Origin of the sequence: Dokdonella fugitiva, assembly GCF_004342425.1 — a bacterium.
Taxonomy (GTDB): domain Bacteria; phylum Pseudomonadota; class Gammaproteobacteria; order Xanthomonadales; family Rhodanobacteraceae; genus Dokdonella_A; species Dokdonella_A fugitiva.
Map to the genome: position 1 here is coordinate 613,709 of NZ_SLWQ01000001.1, position 20,643 is coordinate 634,351.

Consider the following 20,643-nt stretch of genomic DNA (forward strand, 5'->3'; position numbering starts at 1 on the left):
AGGCGCAAGCGCGGCGCTCGCGCCGCGCCTGCGCGGATCCTCAGTCGGCGGCGAGCAGCACGCCATCGCCGCCCAACATGCGCTCGAACGCGGTGTCGAGCATCGCGAAATCGCCGGCGGCCGCGGTGACGCGCACGGTCGGCATCAGCGTGACCGGCAATGCCTCGCCGGCGGCGAGTTCGGCGGCGGCTTCGGCATCCGGGTTGGCGGCGCGCGCGGTCACGCGCAGTTCCGGCAGCAAGGTCGCGTGCAGCGGCGCGCGGCTCTCGACCGACAGGCCTGCCTCGGCGGCGGCCGCGTGCGGCACGCGCTCGAGGGCGAAGGAACCCGCGACCATCGTCGCGGCCAGGGCGGCGCGGATGAGCGGAGTGCGGACGTTCATGGGTACTTCTCCTTTTGCGAGCTTCCAGATCGTGCAGAGCAAGCGATGTGCCAACGACAAACTGCCCTGCTCACGGTCTTCATGGATGCAGCAAAGGCAAAAAGAGTTGCTAGGCCGGAAGTCACGTCGCGACGCGGCGCGGACGCCACGGGCGGCGGTTTTACGCGGTATTTCACGGGTTTTTCACCCGCGCGCATCCCACGCCGCGACGGTCGCGCGGCGATGGCGGCGATTCGCGCGACGATTCGCGCGGCATGCGCGCGACGCGTCCGCGCCGCGCGGACACGGCCGCGGACACGCCGCGGACAGCTACCAGGGGATCGGGTGTCCGCGCTCGGAGAGGAAGGACCCGCTGTCGCCGGGCTTGAGCGCGTCGATCACGCGCAGCATCGCCGCCACCGACTCCGGCGCGCCAAGCGGCGCGTTCGCCCCGCCCATGTCGGTGCGCACCCAGCCGGGGCAGAGCGCGATGACGATCGCACGCCGCGGTTCGAGCGCGAGCGCTAGCAGCCGGCTCGCCATGTTCAGCGCGGCCTTGCTGATCGAATAACTCGGGCTGTACAGCGAATCGGTACTACCGATCGAGCCGAGCGTGCTGGTCAGGTTGGCGACGCGTGCGCCTTCGGCGAGGCGCGGCGCAAGCGCCTGCGCGAGCAGGAAAGGCCCTTGCGCGTTGGTCGCGAAGCTGTCGGCGAGCGCCTTCGCGTCGATCGCGCCGAAGCGCTCGCCCTCGACGAGCATGCCGGCATTGTTGACGAGCAGGCCGATGCGCAGGTCGAGCGTGGCGATCTCGCGCACGAGTTCGGCGATCGAGCGCGTGTCGGGCAAGGTCAGCGGCAACACGAGCAGGTGGCCCGGATGCGCGCCGGCGAGGCGGGTCAGCTCGAGCGCGCGACCCGGATGGCGGCAGGTGGCGACGACGCGCTCGCCGCGGGCGAGCAGCTGGCGCACGAACTCGAGGCCGATGCCACGGTTCGCGCCGGTGACGAGGGCATGCGCCATGCGCATCTCCTGCGACGCGGCGAACCTTGCCGCCGCGGTGCAGTCTAAGCCATCCCCGGCCACGCGGCGCGGCGCGCGCGCCGACCGCATGACCAACGTCCGTTGCGGCCGCCGCCGGCGCGCGCGTACCCTGCCGGTTTTTCCCCGTTCCGCGCCGCGCCAGGAGAACCCATGCGCAAGCCCCTCGCCTTCCTCGCCGCAACCGTCGCCTTCGCCTGCGGCGGCGTCGCCGCGCATGCCGCCGGCAGCGACGCGATCGACATCCCGTTCACGCGCTTCACCTTGCCGAACGGGCTCACCGTCGTCGTCAGCGAGGACCACAAGGCGCCCGTCGTCGCGGTCAGCGTCTGGTACCACGTCGGCTCGGCCGACGAGCCGGCGGGCAAGACCGGCTTCGCGCATCTGTTCGAACACCTGATGTTCCAGGGCTCGGAAAACCACAAGGACGAATTCTTCCGCCCGTTCGAGCTGGCCGGCGCGACCGACCAGAACGGCACGACCTGGTTCGACCGCACGAATTACTACGAGACGGTACCTACCACCGCGCTCGACATGACCTTGTGGATGGAATCGGACCGCATGGGCCACCTGCTCGGCGCGATCGGCCAGGCCGAGCTCGACGAGCAGCGCGGCGTCGTGCAGAACGAGAAACGCCAGGGCGAGAACCAGCCGTACGGCCGCGTCGACGAGCGCGTCGCGGCGAACGCATTCCCGGCCAACCATCCCTACCACCACGACACGATCGGCTCGATGAAGGACCTCGACGCGGCCTCTCTCGCCGACGTCAGGCAGTGGTTCCAGGCCTGGTACGGCGCGGCCAACGTGACCGTCGCGCTCGTCGGCGACATCACGCCGGAGGTCGCGAAGGAAAAGATGCTGAAGTACTTCGGCGACATCCCGGCCGGGCCGCCGGTGCCGCGCCAGCAGCCGTGGGTCGCGCCGCGCACGGAATCGACGCGCGACACGATGACCGATCGCGTCGCGCAGACGCGCATCGTGCGCGAGTGGAACGTCCCGGGCCTCGCCGACGCCGACGCGGTCCTGCTCGATCTCGCGGCCGACGTGCTCGGGGGTGGCAAGACCTCGCGCCTGTACGAGCGCCTCGTCTACAAGGACAAGCTCGTCGACGACGTCTCGGTGTCGGTGCAGGCGTTCGCGCTCGCCTCGATGCTGCAGCTCAGCGCCGACGTCAAGAATGGCGTCGACCCGGCCAAGGTCGAGGCGGCGATCGCCGACGAATGGAAGAAGTTCCTCGAGCACGGCCCGACCGCGGACGAGCTCGAGCGCGTCAGGACCGACAACCGCGCGCATTTCATCCGCGCGCTCGAGAAGGTCAATTCGAAGGCGAGCGTGCTCGCCGAAGGGCAGGTCTATCGCGACGATCCGGCCGCGTACAAGCAGGACCTCGCCCGCATGGACGCGGCGACGCCGGCGAGCGTGCTCGCCGCGGCGAAGAAGTGGATCGCCCGCGGCGACTACACGCTGACGATCACGCCGGCGGCGAAGGACGACACCAGCGAGCCGGCCGACGAAATGGAGAAGCCGGGTCGTCCCGCGCTCGCCGGGCGCCCAGAAGCCAAGCTGCCGGCCGAACCCGCGCACGCATACACGACGACGCCGTCATCGATCGATCGCAGCAAGGGCGTTCCGGCGGTGGCGACGTTCCCCGACCTCGGCTTCCCGAAGCTCGAGCGCGGCAAGCTCAGGAACGGCATCGACGTCGTGCTCGCGCAGCGCCACGCGATTCCCGTCGTGCAGGTGCAGATGCTGTTCGACGCCGGCTATGCGTCTGACCAGGGCCGCAAGCTCGGCACGTCCGCGTTCACGATGGCGATGCTCGACGAAGGCACCGCCGAACTCGATTCGCTCGAGATCGCGCGTCGCGCCGAGCGGCTCGGCGCGATCATCGGCGCCGGCTCCGGCCTCGACAGTTCCAACGCGAGCCTCAATGCGCTCGCCTCGCAGCTCGAGCCGTCGCTGAAGCTGTTCGCCGACGTCGTGCGCAACGCCGCCTTCCGTGATGCCGACATCGCGCGCATCCGCGGCCAGTGGCTCGCGCGCATCGCGCAGGAGAAGACGCAGCCGACGAGCCTCGCGCTGCGCAGCCTGCCGCCGCTCATCTACGGCGCCGGCCATGCCTACGCGATTCCGTTCACCGGCTCGGGCACCGAGGCATCGATCAGCTCGCTCGACGCGGCGGACCTGCGCGCCTGGGTGCGCGACTTCATCCGCCCCGACAACGTGACGATCCTCGTCGCCGGCGACACCACGCTGGACGCGGTCATCGCGAAACTCGACGCCGTGTTCGGCGACTGGAAGGCCGCGGACACGCCGGTACCGAAGAAGAACATCGCGCACGTCGACGCGCCGAAGCAGCCGCGCCTGTTCCTGCTCGACAAGCCCGGCGCGTCGCAGTCGCTGATCCTCGCCGGCGTCGTCGCGCCGTCGACGAAGGCGAAGAACAACCTCGAGATCCGGACCATGAACGGCGCGTTCGGCGGCAGCTTCACCTCGCGCCTCAACATGAACCTGCGCGAGGCGAAGCACTGGGCGTACGGTGCCGGCAGCCTGCTGTCGAACGCGATCGGCCAGCGTCCGTTCCTCATGTACGCGCCGGTGCAGACCGACAAGACTGCCGAGTCGGTGGCCGAGATCCTGCGCGAAGCGAAGGAACTCGTCGGCACGCGTCCGCTCACGCACGAGGAAATCGACAAGATCAAGGTCGGCGACGTGCGAAGCCTGCCCGGCGAATACCAGACGACCGGCTCGGTGCTCGCGGCGATCACGAGCATGAAGCTGTACGACCGTCCGGACGACTACGTGCAGACGCTGAAGGCGCGCATCGAGGCGCAGACCGACGAGGCCGTGCAGGCGGCCGCGCGCGAAGTCGTGCGCCCGGACGCGCTCACCTGGGTGGTCGTCGGCGACCTCGCGCGCATCGAAGCGTCGCTGCGCAAGCTCGAACTCGGCGCCGTCGAAGTGATCGACGCCGACGGCAGGAAGGTGCGCTGAGCGGACGGACCCGTACGCCGGCGGACCATCGGCGGCCGGCGCACCGCCCCTCACCCGTCGTCCCGGCGAAAGCCGGGACGCTTTCGCCCGCACCGGACGGCACGTCCCGGATCGCGGCTTTGGCCGGGACGGCGCAGCTTCGCCATCTCGAAGTCATCGTTCAGTCCGCGCGCGCTAGCATGCGCGCGCCCGGTCGGAGGAAATCCCATGAAGCGTTGGTCACCGCTGCTCGTCCTGTGCCTGCCGCTTGCCGCCTGCAGCTGGGGCATCAGGCTCGACTCCGGTGGCGAAAAGGTGCGTACCGCATGGAACGGTGACATCGACGGCTGCCGCGACGTCGGCAAGGTCACCGTGTCGGTGCTCGACCATGTCGGCCCGATGGATCGCAACGGCCTCAAGGTGCGCGATGAACTGGAAGTGCTTGCGCGCAACGAGGCGGCCACCCTCGGCGCCGATACGATCAAGCCGCTCGGCGAGCCGCGCGACGGCGAGCAGCCCTGGGGCGCCTACCACTGCGGCCGCCACGATCGGGCACCGATGAAGATCGAGCAGAAGAACGCGGACGGCTCGACCGAGACGTTCCCGATCCGGAATTGAGCACGGCACGCGGCCGAAGCGACGCGTTCCCGATCGGTCCTAGCGCTCGTTCGCGCGGATGCGCCGCGTTGCCGCGGCCGGCGACGGCCGGCGCTCGTGCGACGAATGCGCAGGTGGCGCCGCCGCGGCCTGCGCCGGGCGTGGCCGCACGATCGCATCGAACGGCACGACGTCGGCGCCCGGATCGAACCGGCACGGCCCGTCGGCGAGGTCACCCGCGACGAGCGTCTCGCACTGCTGCTGCAGGTCGGCGACCTGCGGTTGCGGCGCGCCGCCGATCCAAGTCCGCAGCGCCTCCCAGCCGGCCACGCCTTCCGCATCACTGAAGCCGCAATGGCTCGGCACGTCCTCGTCGACGATCGCGACGACGCGCTTGTCCGGCGCGATGCGCTCGCGCACGACGTCCTGGTTGCCGGGCACGACGAGCTGGTCGCGGCTCGTGTGCATCGAGATCACCTTGACCGCGCCGGTGTCGCCGCGGAAGTCGGACGCGCGGCGCAACGCGAGCGCGGCCGCGGGGTCGGCGACGAGGCGTTCGATGCCGGCGTCCACCAGCGGGTCGCTCGAATAGTCCACGCCCGCGGTGGTGAAGGGATTGCGGCCGCCGAGCTTGTCCGGTGCGCGCACGATGTCGGCGAGCACGTAAGTCGCGTAGCCGATGTTGGTCACGAAGAAATGCTCGTCGGTGATATGCGTGAAGGCCATGAGCTCGTCGAGCCGTCGCTGCATCGCGTCGTTGCGCAGGTAGGGTGGCAGGCTGACGCCGGTGCAGCGGTTCACGGCGACGAGGGCGCGCAGCACGCTCGCATCGTCGGCGATGTCGCCGATGTCGTCGGGAATGTCGGCGAGGTCCACCGCCCACGGCAGTGGCTCGTCGCCCTGCGGCAGGTCACCGGCGTCGCGGCAGACGACGTCGTAGGCGAGGCGCAGGTCGATCGCGCTGTCCCACAGGCGCGAACCCGCCGCCGCCGGACACAGCGCGTACGCACCGCGCATCGGTGGCAGGCCGCGTGTTTCGGCGAGGCGCAAGGTGACGAGGCCACCCATCGAGCCACCGTAGGGAATGATCTCGCCGGGTTCGCCGACCTGCGCGGCGAACAGGCGCACCAGCTCGCGGTTGTCCTCGATCGCGGTGAACAATGCCCATCCGCGCTGCCGGTAACTCGTCGCGGCGACGGCATAGCCCTCCGCGAGCATGACCCGGCGCAGCGGCCCGAGCCCGGGAGCATTCGCGGGTGGCTTGAGGTCGAAACCGTGCTGGTACAGCACGAGCGTGTCGCCCGCGCGCCAGCCATCCGGCACCTCGAACTGGTACCAGGCGCCCGATGCCGCCTCGCCGCTGTACACGCGGCTCGCCGCGTGCGCGCCGACGGCGGCGACGAGCGCGACGAGCACGGTGGTTCGCTGCAGCCAACTTCGCATCATGGGCCCCTCCGGAACGGCGCGCGCCACGTTACGGGAGCTTGCCTGAGCGCCGCATTACCGGCGCCCTGCGCGCGGATCGAACGCCGCGGCAGTCCGGGCAGGTAGAATCCGCGCCCATGCCAGCCGCTCCGTCGCGTGTCCGTACGCCCAATCCCCTGCTCGCCGCGCTCGGTCGCGTGCTCGAGGCCGTGCTCGCGCGCGCGATCGCGCTCGACCCGGACACGCGCGCGCGCCTCGCGGCGCTCGACGGTCGCGCCGTCACGCTCGATCTCGCCGGCGCGAGCGGACGCAGCGCACCGGCCCTGCGCATCGTCGTCGACGGCGGGCGCCTGCGCGTCGGCCCCGCCTTCGAAGGCGACAGCGCGCTGCGCGTCGCCGCGACGCCGGGCAGCCTGCTCGGCCTCGCGCTGGCGCGCGGTCGCGACGATGCGTTGCCGCCCGGACGCGTGCAGATCGCCGGCGACGCCGAACTCGCGCGGCGACTGGAACAGCTCCTGCGCGGCTATGCGCCGGACATCGATGCCGCGTTCGCGCAGGCGTTCGGCGACGTCGCCGGCGTCGCGATCGCGCGCGCGCTGCGCAACGCATTCGCCTGGACGCGCGGGTCGGCGCGCTCGCTCGCACGCGACACGGCGGAATTCCTCACCGAGGAAGGACGCGACCTCGTCGCGCGCGCGGAGCTCGACGGCTTCCTCGATGACGTGGACGCACTGCGCGAGCGCGCCGAGCGGCTCGATGCGCGCGTGCGCCGCCTGCGCGCGGGCGGAACCGGCCACGCATGATTCCCCTGCGCCAGTTGCCGCGCCTGCTGCGCATCGCCGGCGTGCTCGCGCGCCATCGCGTCGACGAGCTGCTGCCGGCGTCGCGCCGGCCGCGTTCGCTCGCCTGGCTGCGCGCGCTGATGCCTGCGCCGGGCGCGGACCTGCTCGTCCTGCCGCGCGGCGAACGGCTCGCGCTCGCGCTGACCGCGCTCGGCCCGATCTTCGTCAAGTTCGGTCAGATCCTCTCCACCCGCCGCGACCTGCTGCCGGCCGACGTGGCCGACGCGCTGACCCAGCTGCAGGATCGCGTCGCGCCGTTTCCGGCCGCGCAGGCGCGCGCGGCGATCGAGCGCGCATTCGGCGCCACGATCGAAGCGCGCTACGCGAGCTTCGACGACGCCCCGCTCGCCTCGGCGTCGATCGCGCAGGTGCATGCGGCGACGCTCGCCGACGGCCGCGAGGTGGTGGTCAAGGTGCTGCGGCCGGACATCCACGCGCGCATCGATGCCGACGTCGCGCTGCTGCGCGCGCTCGCCGGCGTGGTCGAGCGCACGCATCCGAGCGCGGACAAGATCCGCCCGCAGGCGATCGTCGACGAGATCGAGACGACCCTCGTGAACGAACTCGACCTGCAGCGCGAGGGTGCCAATGCCTCGCTGCTGCGGCGCAATTTCGCCGGCTCGGACGATCTCTACGTGCCCGAAGTGGTCTGGTCGCACACGAGCGCGGGCGTGCTCACGCTCGAACGCGTGCGCGGCATACCGGTCGACGACCTCGCCGCACTCGACGCGGCCGGCATCGATCGCGTCGCGCTGGCCGAGAAGGGCGTGCGCCTGTTCTACACGCAGGTGTTCCGCGACAACTTCTTCCACGCCGACGCGCACGCCGGCAACATCTGGGTCGACGCGACGCGCCCGGCCGACCCGCGCTTCATCGCGCTCGACTTCGGCATCATGGGCTCGCTGCCCGAGCGCGACCAGTACTGGCTCGCGGAGAATTTCCTCGCGCTGTTCAACCAGGATTACGCGCGCATCGCCGAGCTGCACGTGCGCGCGGGCTGGATGCCCGCGGACGCGCGCCTCGACGAGCTCGAGGCGGCCGTGCGCACGGTCTGTGAACCGTATTTCACGCGACCGCTCAGCGAGATCTCGCTCGCCGAGGTCGTGGTCAAGCTGTTCGAGGTCGCGCGCCGCCACGACCTCACGCTGCAGCCGCAGCTGATCCTGCTGCAGAAGACGCTGCTCAACATCGAGGGCGTCGGTCGCCTGCTGCACCCGCGGATCGACATCTGGGCGACCGCCAAGCCCGTGCTCGAACGGATCTGGCGCCGCCGCAGCGGACCGCGCGCGGTACTCAGGACGCTGCGCCGGCGCGTGCCCGAATGGCTCGCCGCGGCGCCGGACATGCCACAGCTCGTGCACGGCTGGCTCAGCCGCGCGAATGCCGGCGAAATGGAACTTCGCGTCGCTTCCGACGATCTGAAGGAGATCGAACGCCGCCTGCGGCACGGCCAGCGCGTCGCGATCTGGCTGTCGGCCGGCGTTTCCCTGGCCGTCGCCACCGCCTGCGTCGCCCTGCTCGCTCCCGCCGGGGCGCCGCCGGGCGCACGCTGGGTCGCCTGGTTGCTCGGCGCCGCGGCGGTCGGCGCATTCGCATTGGCCGCGCGCAGGTCCTAGCCCCTTCCGGTTCCACTGGAGACATCGATGAAGAAATTTGCCCTTGCCAGCCTCGCCTGTGCCGCCGCCGTCGCCGGCTGCTCCGCACCGCGCGTTCCCGACGACGCGCAACTCACCGCGCTGCTGCGCGCCGAGCGCGCGCAGGCCGGCGACGCCAATGCGCGCATCGAGGGGAGCGCGGTGGCCTGCCTGCGCGCGTGGTCGGGCGACGACAAGCTCTCGCAGAACCTGCCGGCCGCGATGCGCACCGATGCATCGAAGAAGGCCTGCCGCGAAAAGCTGCAGCCCTGGTTCGGCGATGCCACGCGCAATCCAGAGAAGTTCACGTTCGAGGACGTCAGCCAGCCGGCCGTCGTCACGCGCGTGATGAACCTCTACATGGCGCGCGCGGCCGGCGGCATGGGCGCCGCACCGCCGGCAGTCGTGACCACGGCCCCGGCCGCGCCGAAGCCGGCGCAGGGCAGCGTCGACCTCGGCACCGCCGGCGCCGCGTTGCAGCAGACCGAGAACGTGTGCCAGCGCGTGCAGCAGGTCGCGACCACGCAACCGGCCAACCAGCGCGCGAAGCGTTTCGCGGAGTTCTGCGCGCGCCGCGTGCAGCAGCTGCGCACCAACATGGAACAGGCGACCGGCCGCAACGACAGCGAGCAGCTCGACAAGCTCGCCGCCGACGCGCGCCGTCTCGCCGAGATCGGCGAGCGCGCCGCCGCCGACCACCCGTAGGCCGCGCCCGCGGCCGGCGTCGCCGCATTGCTAGAATGCGGCGATGCTCGACATCGACGGCAAGATCGAAATCCCCGACGACGAACTGGTCGAACGCTTCGTGCGTTCGGCCGGTCCCGGCGGGCAGAACGTCAACAAGGTCGCCAGCGCGGTCGAGCTGCGCTTCGACGTGCGCTCGTCACCGAGCCTGACCGATGCCCTGCGCGAGCGCCTGCTCGCGCGCCGCGACCGCCGCCTCACCGACGACGGCGTGCTGGTGATACAGGCCAACCGCTTCCGCGACCAGGCCAAGAACCGCGACGACGCGCGCGCACGCCTCGCCGAGGTGATCCGCGCCGCCCTCGTCGTACCGAAGAAGCGCATCGCGACCAAGCCGTCGCGCGCCGCCAAGCAGCGCCGCATCGACGCCAAGAAGACGCGCTCGACGATCAAGCGTTCGCGCGGCCGCGACTGGAGCGGCGAATGACCGCACCGGCATGGGCGGCCCTGCCGCCGTCCGTGCCGCAGATGCCGCAGAACGCGCGCCGGCGCCTGTGCGCGGCGCTGCTGCGCGCGTGCGGCTGGAACCTGCGCGGTACGTTTCCCGACGTGCCGCAGCTCGTGCTCATCGCCGCGCCGCACAGCTCGTGGTGGGACGGCGTCTGGGGCCTGCTGTTCAAGGTCGCGATCGGCATCGACATCGCCTTCATGGGCAAGCGCGAGCTGTTCGTCGGCCCGCTCGGCTGGCTGCTGCGCCACCTCGGTGGCATCCCGATCGAACGCACCGCCGCGCACGGCCTGGTCGAGCAGATGGTCGCGCGCTTCCGCGCGCAGCCGCGGCTGTGGCTCGGCATCGCGCCCGAGGGCACGCGCCGGCGCGTCGCGAAGTGGCGCAGCGGCTTCTGGCACATCGCGCGCGCCGCCGGCGTGCCGGTGCTGCCCGTCGCGTTCGACTATGCAACCCGTTCGATCGTGATCGGCGAACCGTTCACGCCGACCGCCGACCTCGACGCCGACCTCGCCGCGCTGCGCGCGTGGTATCGGCCGTTTCGGGGGCGGAATCATGATGTCGAGGGGTGAGGGCCGGGCCGGGGGCTGAGGGCCCGGGGCGGCAGCGCTGCGGCGGTCGCGGCAGCAGTCTTCGCCGGTCGAAACGTGAAAATTCCCGTTCGCGCTGAGCGCAGCCCGCGAAGCGGGCGGAGTCGAAACGCCCGCCGTGGGGCAACGAACCGGACAGCATCGCGATCGGCGCCGCATTCCCGGGCTACCTGCCGGCGACGAGCGCGGCTACCTGCGCCCGCTCGACGACGGTCGTGACGCGGGCGCCGTCGAAGCCGGCGCGCTCGATCACGTCTTCGCCGACGGCTTCGACTGACCGCGGCCCCGCGGGTCGGCGGGAGCCGCGCCTACGTCGCCTGTTCGAGCCCGTTGCGGAACAGCACGTCGGTTTCGTAGGCGCCGATGTCGACGTGCTGGCCGATGATGCGCGGACCACCCCCCGCGTCCGTCCCGCCGACCCCACCGAGCGGGCTGTCGATGCCGGCGTTGACCATCGGCGACGTCGGCGCCGGGCGCAGGCCGAGGAACCCGTCGAATTGCGGATCGACGTCGAGGTTGCCGCTGACGCTGTGCGGCGGCATGTTGGCGATGACGCCGACATCGTTGTGCCAGTAGTCGGCTCCGCCGCTGCTCTGGTCGAACACGTCGCTGCCTTCGTTGTTCCAGAGGATGTTGTTCGAGAGGTTGAACTGGGCGTCCCCGACCAGGTTGAGCGCGCCGATGCCGGCATGGGCGTGGAGCTGGTTGCCGACGACCGTGTTGTTGTTCACGTCGGCGACGAAGTCCGAGTACACCGTCACCGTCGACGCGCCGGCATTGGCCAGGAACACGTTGCCGACGACGTAGGCGCTCGTCGCGGACACGTACGCCGCCGCGGCAACGTTGCCCGGCGCATCGTGGTTGGCGACGAACACGCTCGATTCGACGCGCGCGATCGGCGCGGACAGGTTCAGCGCGCCGCCCGCGTACTGCGTCGGCGCGCCGTTCTCGAACGTGATACCGATGACGTCGACGCGGCCGTGCGCACTGATGTAGAGCGGCCGGACCGCGTCCTGGCCGTCGAGCACGCTCGCGCCCGAGGTCGCACGCTCGAAGCAACCGGTGCCCGGCGCCGAGCCGCCGCGGATCGTCAGGTCGTACGTCTCGCCGTCGGCCGCGAAGTAGTCGAGCTCGCCACCGAGGGCGTAGGTGCCGACTTCGAGTTCGATGTCGTCGTCCTCGCCGTTGCTCTGCGCCTGGTTCAGCGCGATCGCGAGTGCGAGCGACGTGTTGACGCAGTAGAACGCGGCATGCGCAGGAGGGCCGGCAAGCAGCATCGCGGCCGCGCAGGCGACGCTTCGCAGGACGTTCATCGGAGTCCTCCCTTGGCCATTGCCGGATCCTGCGCGGCCGACGGAATCCCCCGCCAATGAAATGTTTGGATGGATCGATGTCACCGGCTTATCGTCATTCCGCCCCGCGATCGTCCGATAACCCGGGGTTATCGAACGGCGGAACCGGCCGGGAACCCGGCTACGAAGGCGGCTCGGGAATGCGGCTCGCGTCGACGCGATTTCGACCCGCGTCCTTCGCGCGATAGAGGGCCTCGTCCGCGGATTCGGAGAAGGCGGCATCGCATCGCGCCTGCCGGCGCTCCCACAGGAGACATCCTCGGGCAACGCTCGCTCCCGCTGCAGGAGCGGCGGAGCCGCGATGCTCTCCATCTCCCTCCCGCGTCTCAGGATCTGAGCCGCCCCCTCGAGGGGCACGTAGGTCCACGCGGCTCTCGATGGCGCGGAACGGTACGGCGTGCGTCCGGGAACTGATCCGCCGTTCCCGGCGCCCAAAGTGGTGTCAGCGTCCGATGCGCCTAGAACATTGATCCGCTGTCTTTGCCCGTCGTGACAAACATCGGAATCATCTGGATACCTTTGACGCCATCAAGGCTCCCTTTGCGACTTTCTACCACGACCGAGACGAAGGCCCCAGGCGCGATGCCCTCATTCCGACCGGCAAACGAAACATCGGCTGCCTTCACATTGGCTTCCTGAGTGACTAGAGCGTAGTCATACAGCACGGCTACCCTTTCAGAGCAGTGATTGACGAGGTCAAATTCGGCGCGAGTCCCTCGTTCGTTGATTACGACGTCGGATTTCGGCTTGAACTCGACTTGTGCTGTGCTGCATGTCGGTGATGGTGGAAGGTCACTCACTTTTTCCATTTTGTAGATCGGGAATCCGGGTTCTCCAAACTCGGGCACGTATTTGGGTGGTCCAAACACAATCTCGAGTCCCTTCGCAGTGATGTTGCGGACTCTGGCTTTGTCCCAAGCAACGTTCAGAACCAATTCGGATCCCGAGCTCTCGACGTCCCACTTTGCGACCCTTGGGTAGCCCGCAAAAATCTTTTCCACGTAGTCCCCCGACTCGTAGAACAGAATGTGACGTGGGTTGGATTGGCCAATTTCCTTCCACTCTCCCGCCAGGGCTTTCGGGTGCTTGGCATCAGCACATCCCCCCAAGACGACGATGAGCACAATCGGTACTAGAAGACGCATTCCCACCCCCAGGATGCCGTGAACTTGGCCGATCCTACAATGGTCACGGTACCTTTACGAGCCGAAATGTCCGCCCGCGCAACAGTTGCGAGCGCAAAGGGGACGGAGTCGGACGGAGCAATTATCCGGAATCCCGAGCGCGCGCGGCTACCGGTGGGACTCGCGGCCGGGGCGCTTCGAGAAGGCCGGCCTTCTCGCGCCGCTGCGTCCCACCCTACGAAAACCGGGCGGCGCGTAGGGCGGTACGCGCGAAGCGCGTGCCGCCGCCCGCCCGTAGAGGCGATCAACCTGGCCAAAAGCGGCGCATCGCGCCCGACACGAGCATCACGAACACCCATGCCAACGCCGCATTCACGACGAGATGCCCCTGCTTCGCCGTATCGGCGAGGCCATCGCCGAGGATCGTGACGGTGAGCGTGCCGAGCATCGTGACCGCGACGAGCGCGGTGAAATCGAGTGCGCGCGCGCCGCGACGCAGTCCGGGGCGAACCAGCAGCACGAACAGCGCGAGCAGCGGCGCGGCGCCGCGCCGTGCAGCACATCGATCTGCCCGGCGGCCGCCGAGCGGAACATCGGCGCGAGCAGGTTCGCTCGGTTGATGTCGAACAGCACGAGCTCGCTGCCGTTGGCGGGCAGCCGGTCGAACAGCGCGTGCACGACGTCCGCGCTGCTGACCGTGCTGTCGAGCACCGACTGGAACGCGAGCACCGGCGGCAGGCGCGCGAGACCGCCGCTCGCCGCGAGGGCGGCGATGCGCGCGCGCAAGGTTGCGGCCAGCAGGTACGACTGCAGCGCGCCGTTCGCCGGAAACGAGTTGTACTTGTACGGATTGAACTCGGGCAGGATGTCGATCCAGCGCGACTTCTCGAAATAGGCGAAGCCGCCGAACAGCGGCAGCCAGCGCGACAGCGACGCGAACGCTCGCAAGCCGATCATCGGCGACACCAGCACGAGCCGCTGCGGCGCCGGCAGGCGCGCGTCGTCGAGCGCATCGAGCGCGTAATCGAGCGCGAGCGCGCCGCCGTTCGAGTAGCCGAGGATGTGGATCGGCTTGTCCGCGCCGACGCGCGCGCGCAGCTCGCGCATCGCGATGCGCACGACCGCGCGCCAGTCCTGCCAGCGCACGTCGAGCAGGCCCGCGGGCACGGTGCCGTGGCCCGGCAGGCGCGGCGCGATCACCGCGAAGCCGGCGCGCTCGTAGGTCGCCGCGAGCGTGCGCACGCTGTACGGCGAATCGGTGAGGCCGTGCAGCAGCAGCACGCCGCCGCGCGGCTGCGCCGGCGTCGATTCGAACGAGCGATTCCAGTCGCGTGCGCCCGCGCGCGCGCCGAGGCGACTGTCTTTCTCGTAACGGAATTCGCCGGCGACCGCAGCGGTGGCCAGCTGTGCGTGCAGGTCGTCGAACACTTGCCGTTCGCGCGCGAGATAGTCGGCCCATGTGAAGCGCGCGTCGAGCGCGTCGGCATGCACCTCGTGCGCGAGCACGATGCGATGCCACGGCATGAGGTCCGGCTTGCCGCGCGCTTCGAACGCGCGCGCGAGCAACAGGCCGAGCCCGGCGAGCACGGCGAACAGGATCACCCACGCCGCACGGCGGAGCAGACGACGAAGCCAAGGCAGGACCATGCGCCGATCGTAGCGGAGGCGTCCCCCGTAGGAGCGGCGGAAGCCGCGATGCTCTTCCATCACCTCTCCCGCTCGCGGGAGAGGTCGCGCCGCAGGCGCGGGTGAGGGGAACCGTGCGACACCTCGCCTGCTTCCCCGCATCCGCCTCCGGCACCTTCTCCCGCAAGCGGGAGAAGGGACAGCGATCGCGGAGCGAGGTGTCGTGTCCGTCCTGCGATTCACTTTATGGGAGCGGCGGAGGCCGCGATGCGCCTCCACCACCTCTCCCGCTCGCGGGAGAGGTCGCGCCGCAGGCGCGGGTGAGGGGAAATCACGCGACAGCTCGCACGATTCCCCTCATCCGCCTCCGGCACCTTCTCCGCAGGCGGGAGAAGGGACAGCGATCGCGGACCGACGCGTTGTGCCGGTTCCTGCGATCCACTCCGTGGGCACCGCACGCGGCGATGCACCCCACCTCTCCCGCTCGCGGGAGAGGTCGCGCCGCAGGCGCGGGTGAGGGGAGCCGCGCGACACCTCGCCTGCTTCCCCTCATCCGCCTCCGGCACCTTCTCCCGCAAGCGGGAGAAGGGACAGCGATCGCAGAACGACGACGCCGCGATGCCGGTCGCCGGCGTGGCTACGGTACATCGTCATCCACATCCGCTATCCAGACATCGCCCGCGCGTGCTGCGTCGAGCAGTTCCTTTCTCAGTGATCGCATGCCTTCGGCCATCGCCGTTCGCCGGATGGCGTGGATATCCGCATCGACCAGGGCGCCTCGGATGCCGTCGGTCATCGGCAGCATCTGGCAGACGAACCGTCGCCCTCGGAATCCGTTCGTGCAGTAGACGCAGCCGTCGCGGTTCGGGCGCCAGAGCGTCACCCCTTCCGCAATGTCGTCGTCGGAGTAGCCGGCGACCTCGAGCGAATGCGGCGGCAAGTGCAGCGGCTCCCGGCATTCCGGGCACAGCTTGCGCACCGCGCGCAACGCGAACACGAGCACGACGGACTCCCCGATGCCGTCCACCGGGACGCCGATACTGCGGAGACGCTGCAACGCGTGCGGCGCATCCAGCGTGTGCACGGTCGAAAGGATGAGTCGTCGGCGCTGCGTGGTCAGGCGCACGGCTTCCATCGCCGTTGCGTAGTCCGGAATCTCGCCGACCAGGAAGGCCTTCGTCCCGTCGTCGGCGAGCCGCTTCAGCGCACTGTCGAAGGTGACGCCATCCTTGCTCGACACGACGACGCGCATCGCGTCGTCGAGTCGATCGCGCGCGACCCATTCGATCGTCGCCATCGGCACATGGGCTCCGCGCAGGCGGCGCAGCATGCGCATGCCGTGATACAGCAGCGCGGCCTTGCCTGAGTTCGTCGGGCCGACGGCCAGGATCAGACCTCGTTCCCGGGAAAGCGCCTGCTCATAGGCCCGCCTTTGACGCTCGTCGAGGATGTCGACGATCGTCGGGCCGTGGTCCGGCGCGGACATATGCATCAGCGAGGGCTGCACGGACGTCGGAGGCATGGCATCGCCCTCACGATAGGACAAGCCATCATGATCGCATGCCGCCGCCGTTGCGATCCCTGATGCCAACGTGGCGAAAACCACCGTGTCCCGCCTGTCTCAGGATCTGAGCCGCCCCCTTGTTCCAATGCCCCGGTGCCGACGGGGCACCTCGCCCGGGCCATAGGGGTCCGGACGGGAACGAGAAGGAGTGGAACCATGCAGAACCTCGCGTCGATGACCCTGACCGGCGAGCAGCTCGCCGCCGCCGATGCCGCGCTGACCGCGCTGGAAACCACCCTCGGCGGCTTCGTGTCGCTCAGCCCCGAGCAGCGCCGGTCGGTGCCGCGCATGGGCGGCAAGTCCGAGCAGTTCTGCCGGCAGACGCTGTCGCTGCTCGGCCAGAACCCGCAGGTGGTGAACCCGAACCTCGGCCTGCCCGAGGCGCAGTCGGACCTCGCGACCTACGACGCGCTGCGCCCGCTCATGCAGCGGCTCGGGCGCCTGTATTCGCGCGGTTCGGATACGCAGATGGCGCTCGGCAGCGACGTCATGGCCACCGCCCTGCACGGCTACAAGCTGCTCAAGGTCTCCGGCGGCGGCCAGAGCCTGGAACCGCTACGCGCGTCGCTCGCCACGCGCTTCACCAAGCGCTCGCGATCGACCGAGCCGAAAGCCGCGTAGCGCAGGGCGCTACCGGTGATGTCTTCGAAGCCGCAGCGATGCGGCTTTCTTTTTGCCTGCGATCCGGCGCGGCGTGCGCTGTCGATCGCCGACCCGATCGGCGCATCGTGCCTCCGGGGAGGAGTGCCGCTCCTCCGAGGCGCAGCGACGCACCTCCCGGGAGCAGGCTTGCTCCTCGAAGGCGCAGCTCTGGTCCTCCGAAGAGGAAGGTTGCTCGTCGGGAGGAGGAGGCACGGTCCTCCGAGGAGGAGCCTCGGTCCTCGAAGGGGCATGACTGCGCCCGGTGTGGAGCAGTGCTGGTCCTCGGAGGAGCAGTGTTGCCCCTCGGAGCGGCAGTGTTGCTCCTCGGAGGAGGAACGCGGCTCCTCGGGGGAGCGTGCGTGGTCCTCGGGTGGTGCAGTGGCGATCCACGGAGGAGCAGTGATGGCCCTCCGGGCCGGACGAGCCGACTACGTCCTGATGGGTGCAGGCGCAAGCGGGTAAGGGCTCGGAGCCTGCCGGCACGTCGAGACCTCCGAATCGTCGTCATCCCCGCGCAAGCGGGGATCCGTTTTGCTCTCGACGCCACCGACGGAAAAATGGATTCCCGCTTTCGCGGGAATGACGAAGCTTCGACCAATCCGACTTTCCTTAAGCGAATTCGTCGGCCGTCATGCGCCATTTCAAACGGGCAATTCCTCGGCGCCCGTCTCTTCAATGACCGCATCGATGTATCCTTGCCAAAGGCCGAGTTTGGAATAGCTGAACATTTGTGACGAGGGACATCACATGTGGCTCCAAGGGCAATATTGGCTATGGTTGATTGCCATATCCGCCGCATTGCTTATGAGCGCGGGCTTTTCCGTTCTTGCCCTCGCATCGTCCAACGAGCAGCGAATTCGTGCCTTAACCATGCTGCCTTTGGAGCTTCAGAGCGGAAGTCCACCGAGTTTTTTGTCGCGGCTTTTGTTGATGCTGCTTTCCGTCGCGCTCGTATCATTCATCGGCGCACTCATCATCCTAGCGATCATTGGTCCAGCTCTGTTCGCCATTTTTGGCGGCCTCTCCTTATTCCTAGGGAAGTTTTTGATTCAAGGATGGTGGACCAGAAGCGCCACGTGTCGTCCGATGAAGTATGTTTTTTCGTTCTCCGTAGCATTGCTGGCGCTACTCTTCTTTGCTATCGCGGACTTCTGCATCAATGGATAGCTGCTGGCACACAAGCCATTCCGATCGCATATTGGCTGTGCGCCAGCCCGGGGAAATTTTGAGTGGGCGCGCATTCTTAATCTTGGCTTAGGCGCCATGGGAAAGAAGCAGACCAGAACGAAGGTGCCGGACCTCAGCGACTCCGCTATTGTTGAACGAGCCCTGTCATTGGCCAATGATTGGATGTGGGCAGTCTCATTGCAACACGACCGAATCGCGAGGCCTCGCAAGCGAGATGTAGCCTTTCATCCATTCGGCATTGCTTTGTTCAACGAGGCGGACGTCCATTTCCTCACCATTTCGTTGCGGCGTTTGCGCATCGTCGTGTCTGCGCTCGAGCATGTACCCGAACTACAGGGCGCCATTCGCGCCGCACTAGAAGCTTTCGACACACGGCTTCCTTGGGTTAAGTCCATCCGTGACGTTTTCGAACATCTGGAAGATTATGCAATCGATTCGAATCGTCGCAAATCGGATAGGTGCCGTCGAGAACTTCAAGTCTGGTCTGCTACCGAAAATGACGTGAACTGGCTTGGATTCGATATCGATTGGAGAGAAGCATTGCTCGCTGCTGAGAATTTGCACGGTTCTGCAATGACGGCAATCCGTATCTTCGCTGATAAGAAGAGCAAAGAGGACTAAGCGCGTAGGGTGGGACGCAGGCGCGTAGCGGCGAGTCCCACCTCAAACTCGCGACCACGTTGCCGACAACAAAGGGGACGGAGCAATTATCCGGAATCCCGAGCGCGCGCGGCTACCGGTGGGACTCGCGGCCGGGGCGCTTCGAGAAGGCCGGCCTTCTCGCGCCGCTGCGTCGCACCCTACGAAGGTTCGCGCGCCGCGTAGGGCGGTACGCGCGAAGCGCGTGCCGCCGCCCGCACGTCGAGGCGATCAATCCGGCCGAAAGCGGCGCATCGCGCCCGACACGAGCATCGCGAACACCCATGCCAGCGCCGCATTCACGACGAGATGCCCTTGCTTCGCCGCATCGGCGAGCCCGTCGCCGAGGATCGTGACGGTGAGCGTGCCGAGCATCGTCACCGCGACGAGCGCGGTGAAGTCGAGCGCGCGTGCGCCGCGGCGCAGGCCCGGGCGCCAGAGCAGCGCGAACAGCGCGAAGAACGGCGCGTCGAGCAGCGCGAGCTGCAGCAACGGCCAGGCGTGCAGCAGGCGTCCGAGGCTCGGCAGCGCCGCGATCGTCGCGAACTCGCCACCTTCGATCTGGCCGAGGTTCTTGGCGATCCACGGGTCGAGCGCGAGCGGGGCGTGGCCGGCGAGGCGCAGCGCGATGCGCGTGTGTGCGGCGAGCGTGCGCAGTTCGGTGCCGCGGTCGAAGTTCACGAGGCCGCGGCAGACGCGTTCGGGGAGGTCCGGGAATTCCCAGGCGTGGCGGCCGCTGTAGATCGCGCAGTCGGGGTCGACGTGCAGTTCCTCGAGCAGCGCGCGCGGGTCGTCGGCGAACGGCAGCAGTGCGGTGAAGACGACGTCGGCGCGGTTGTACTGATCGATCGCGTCCATCATCGCGCCTTCACGATGCAGCTGCGCGACCTGCAGCCAGCAGCCGGCGAGCGCGCCCGCGCCGAGCGCGAGCGCGCGCCAGCTCGTGCGGCCGAGGCGCACGCGGTCGAGCACGAACACGGCGGCAGCGAGGCCGAGCGGCAGCACGAGGTGCTGGATCTTCGAGGTCGCGAGCAGCAGGGCGGCGAGCGCGAGCAGCGCGAAGCGCGAAGCGCTGCGCGCCTCGTCGCGCCACAGCAGCGCGAGCGCGAAGGTCGCATAGCCGGCGAGCAGCGCTGTCCACTCGGCGTAGAAGGTATTGAGGTACAGCGTATTACCGGGATCGGCGAACAGCATCGGCAGCAGCGCCGCGTTGGCGAGCGCCGCGCGCGCGTCGCCGCGACGCAACCACGCGCGTGACAGCGCGATCGACAGCGCGAGCAGCGCGAGCCAGCGCAATGCACCGACCCAGCGCACGTCGTGCACGGGCCCGCCGCCGAACGATTCGGCGAGCGCCCAGATCGCAGCCGCGGCACCGGTGAACGCGAGCTCGCTCGACCAGTAACACATCGGTTCACCGCCGGCGATGAAGCGATAGCGTGCGTACGGCGCCTGCGGGCTGTTCTGCTGCGGGGGGATCGATGCCGGGCGATCGGGATGGACGTCGAAGCAGCTCGTGTAGCGCGTCTGGTCATAGCTGTTCGCGTACGCGTGCAGCGGGTCGTGCGACCAGAGCAGGAACGCGCGCAGGCTGCCGATCGCCCACAACGCCATGAGCAGCAGCCAGACGGTCCGCGGGGTCGTTCGCTCGCTGGCCAACCGGTCGCTCCTCGCCGTTCCAACCGGCGCCCCGCGCCGGAAAGCGGCCTAGTCTAGGTGGGCGGCATGACGCGGCTCAAACACCGGGCCGTTTCGTCGACCCGTTCACACTCCCCGCGTCGACCGGTTCGCCCGGCGAGCGCGACGCGGCTCCGGGCACTGCCCCCGGGACCCGGTGCTAGGATGCCTTCCACTCG

General features: G+C 69.1%; 19 protein-coding genes. 11 read left to right on the plus strand and 8 right to left on the minus strand.

Going from position 1 to position 20,643, the window contains the following annotated elements:
- Positions 1-40 precede the first annotated feature (40 nt).
- Together EV148_RS02635 and EV148_RS02640 are read right to left on the minus strand one after the other, a co-directional pair.
- Complete coding sequence (locus EV148_RS02635) at positions 41-382, minus strand: hypothetical protein (RefSeq protein ID WP_131993014.1); 342 nt, start codon at positions 380-382, stop codon at positions 41-43.
- Positions 383-691: 309 nt separating this feature from the next.
- Entirely contained in the window at positions 692-1,384 is a 693-nt protein-coding gene (locus tag EV148_RS02640; RefSeq protein WP_131993017.1) for an SDR family oxidoreductase, read from the minus strand.
- Positions 1,385-1,555: 171 nt separating this feature from the next.
- Between EV148_RS02640 and EV148_RS02645 the strand changes: the two genes are divergently transcribed.
- Together EV148_RS02645 and EV148_RS02650 are read left to right on the plus strand one after the other, a co-directional pair.
- Positions 1,556-4,396, plus strand: a complete 2,841-nt coding sequence (locus EV148_RS02645) for a M16 family metallopeptidase (RefSeq protein ID WP_131993021.1) — start codon at positions 1,556-1,558, stop codon at positions 4,394-4,396.
- Between the two features lie 207 nt (positions 4,397-4,603).
- Positions 4,604-4,993, plus strand: coding sequence for a DUF4156 domain-containing protein (locus tag EV148_RS02650; RefSeq protein ID WP_131993023.1), 390 nt, complete (start codon positions 4,604-4,606; stop codon positions 4,991-4,993).
- A 39-nt stretch (positions 4,994-5,032) separates the two neighbouring features.
- Here the strand turns inward: EV148_RS02650 and EV148_RS02655 are convergent, their stop codons facing one another.
- Complete coding sequence (locus tag EV148_RS02655) at positions 5,033-6,418, minus strand: alpha/beta hydrolase family protein (protein WP_131993026.1); 1,386 nt, start codon at positions 6,416-6,418, stop codon at positions 5,033-5,035.
- 116 nt (positions 6,419-6,534) lie between these two features.
- Between EV148_RS02655 and EV148_RS02660 the strand changes: the two genes are divergently transcribed.
- From EV148_RS02660 to EV148_RS18335, 6 genes are all read left to right on the plus strand, one after another.
- Entirely contained in the window at positions 6,535-7,200 is a 666-nt protein-coding gene (locus EV148_RS02660; protein WP_131993028.1) for a ubiquinone biosynthesis accessory factor UbiJ, read from the plus strand.
- A gap of 5 nt (positions 7,201-7,205) precedes the next feature.
- Positions 7,206-8,855: a ubiquinone biosynthesis regulatory protein kinase UbiB gene (ubiB, locus tag EV148_RS02665; RefSeq protein WP_425479838.1), complete on the plus strand. Its 1,650-nt coding sequence runs from the start codon at positions 7,206-7,208 to the stop codon at positions 8,853-8,855.
- A gap of 27 nt (positions 8,856-8,882) precedes the next feature.
- A complete protein-coding gene (locus EV148_RS02670) occupies positions 8,883-9,578 on the plus strand; it encodes a hypothetical protein (RefSeq protein ID WP_131993035.1) in 696 nt (231 codons plus the stop codon).
- A 43-nt stretch (positions 9,579-9,621) separates the two neighbouring features.
- The gene (gene arfB / locus EV148_RS02675; protein WP_131993038.1) at positions 9,622-10,044 is read left to right on the plus strand and encodes an alternative ribosome rescue aminoacyl-tRNA hydrolase ArfB; all 423 of its coding nucleotides are present in this window, start codon (positions 9,622-9,624) and stop codon (positions 10,042-10,044) included.
- The gene (locus EV148_RS02680) at positions 10,041-10,637 is read left to right on the plus strand and encodes a 1-acyl-sn-glycerol-3-phosphate acyltransferase (RefSeq protein WP_131993041.1); all 597 of its coding nucleotides are present in this window, start codon (positions 10,041-10,043) and stop codon (positions 10,635-10,637) included. Before arfB ends, EV148_RS02680 begins: the two co-directional genes overlap by 4 nt.
- Before the next feature lie 136 nt (positions 10,638-10,773).
- Positions 10,774-10,932 carry a hypothetical protein gene (locus EV148_RS18335; RefSeq protein ID WP_158287278.1) on the plus strand — a complete coding sequence of 53 codons (159 nt, stop codon included), beginning with the start codon at positions 10,774-10,776 and terminating at the stop codon, positions 10,930-10,932.
- Positions 10,933-10,963: 31 nt separating this feature from the next.
- On the opposite strand, the gene EV148_RS02685 is transcribed toward EV148_RS18335, so the two are convergent.
- The 4 genes from EV148_RS02685 to EV148_RS02700 form a co-directional block, all read right to left on the minus strand.
- Entirely contained in the window at positions 10,964-11,968 is a 1,005-nt protein-coding gene (locus tag EV148_RS02685; protein ID WP_131993044.1) for a choice-of-anchor Q domain-containing protein, read from the minus strand.
- 497 nt (positions 11,969-12,465) lie between these two features.
- Complete coding sequence (locus tag EV148_RS02690) at positions 12,466-13,131, minus strand: hypothetical protein (RefSeq protein ID WP_131993047.1); 666 nt, start codon at positions 13,129-13,131, stop codon at positions 12,466-12,468.
- 372 nt (positions 13,132-13,503) lie between these two features.
- Complete coding sequence (locus EV148_RS02695; protein WP_158287279.1) at positions 13,504-14,778, minus strand: alpha/beta hydrolase; 1,275 nt, start codon at positions 14,776-14,778, stop codon at positions 13,504-13,506.
- 616 nt (positions 14,779-15,394) lie between these two features.
- Positions 15,395-16,363 (minus strand): ATPase, T2SS/T4P/T4SS family, encoded by a 969-nt coding sequence (locus EV148_RS02700; RefSeq protein WP_131993053.1) that lies wholly within the window; start codon positions 16,361-16,363, stop codon positions 15,395-15,397.
- A 114-nt stretch (positions 16,364-16,477) separates the two neighbouring features.
- Between EV148_RS02700 and EV148_RS02705 the strand changes: the two genes are divergently transcribed.
- The 3 genes from EV148_RS02705 to EV148_RS02715 all read left to right on the plus strand — a co-directional run bounded on the left by EV148_RS02705 (position 16,478) and on the right by EV148_RS02715 (position 18,772).
- Entirely contained in the window at positions 16,478-16,942 is a 465-nt protein-coding gene (locus EV148_RS02705) for a hypothetical protein (protein WP_131993056.1), read from the plus strand.
- 768 nt (positions 16,943-17,710) lie between these two features.
- Complete coding sequence (locus EV148_RS02710; RefSeq protein WP_131993059.1) at positions 17,711-18,130, plus strand: hypothetical protein; 420 nt, start codon at positions 17,711-17,713, stop codon at positions 18,128-18,130.
- Between the two features lie 96 nt (positions 18,131-18,226).
- A complete protein-coding gene (locus EV148_RS02715; protein WP_131993062.1) occupies positions 18,227-18,772 on the plus strand; it encodes a hypothetical protein in 546 nt (181 codons plus the stop codon).
- A gap of 249 nt (positions 18,773-19,021) precedes the next feature.
- Here EV148_RS02715 and wsfD read toward each other — a convergent pair whose 3' ends face one another.
- On the minus strand, positions 19,022-20,446 hold the full coding sequence (gene wsfD / locus EV148_RS02720) for a glycan biosynthesis hexose transferase WsfD (protein ID WP_131993065.1): 1,425 nt from the start codon (positions 20,444-20,446) through the stop codon (positions 19,022-19,024).
- Between the last annotated feature and the right edge of the window lie 197 nt (positions 20,447-20,643).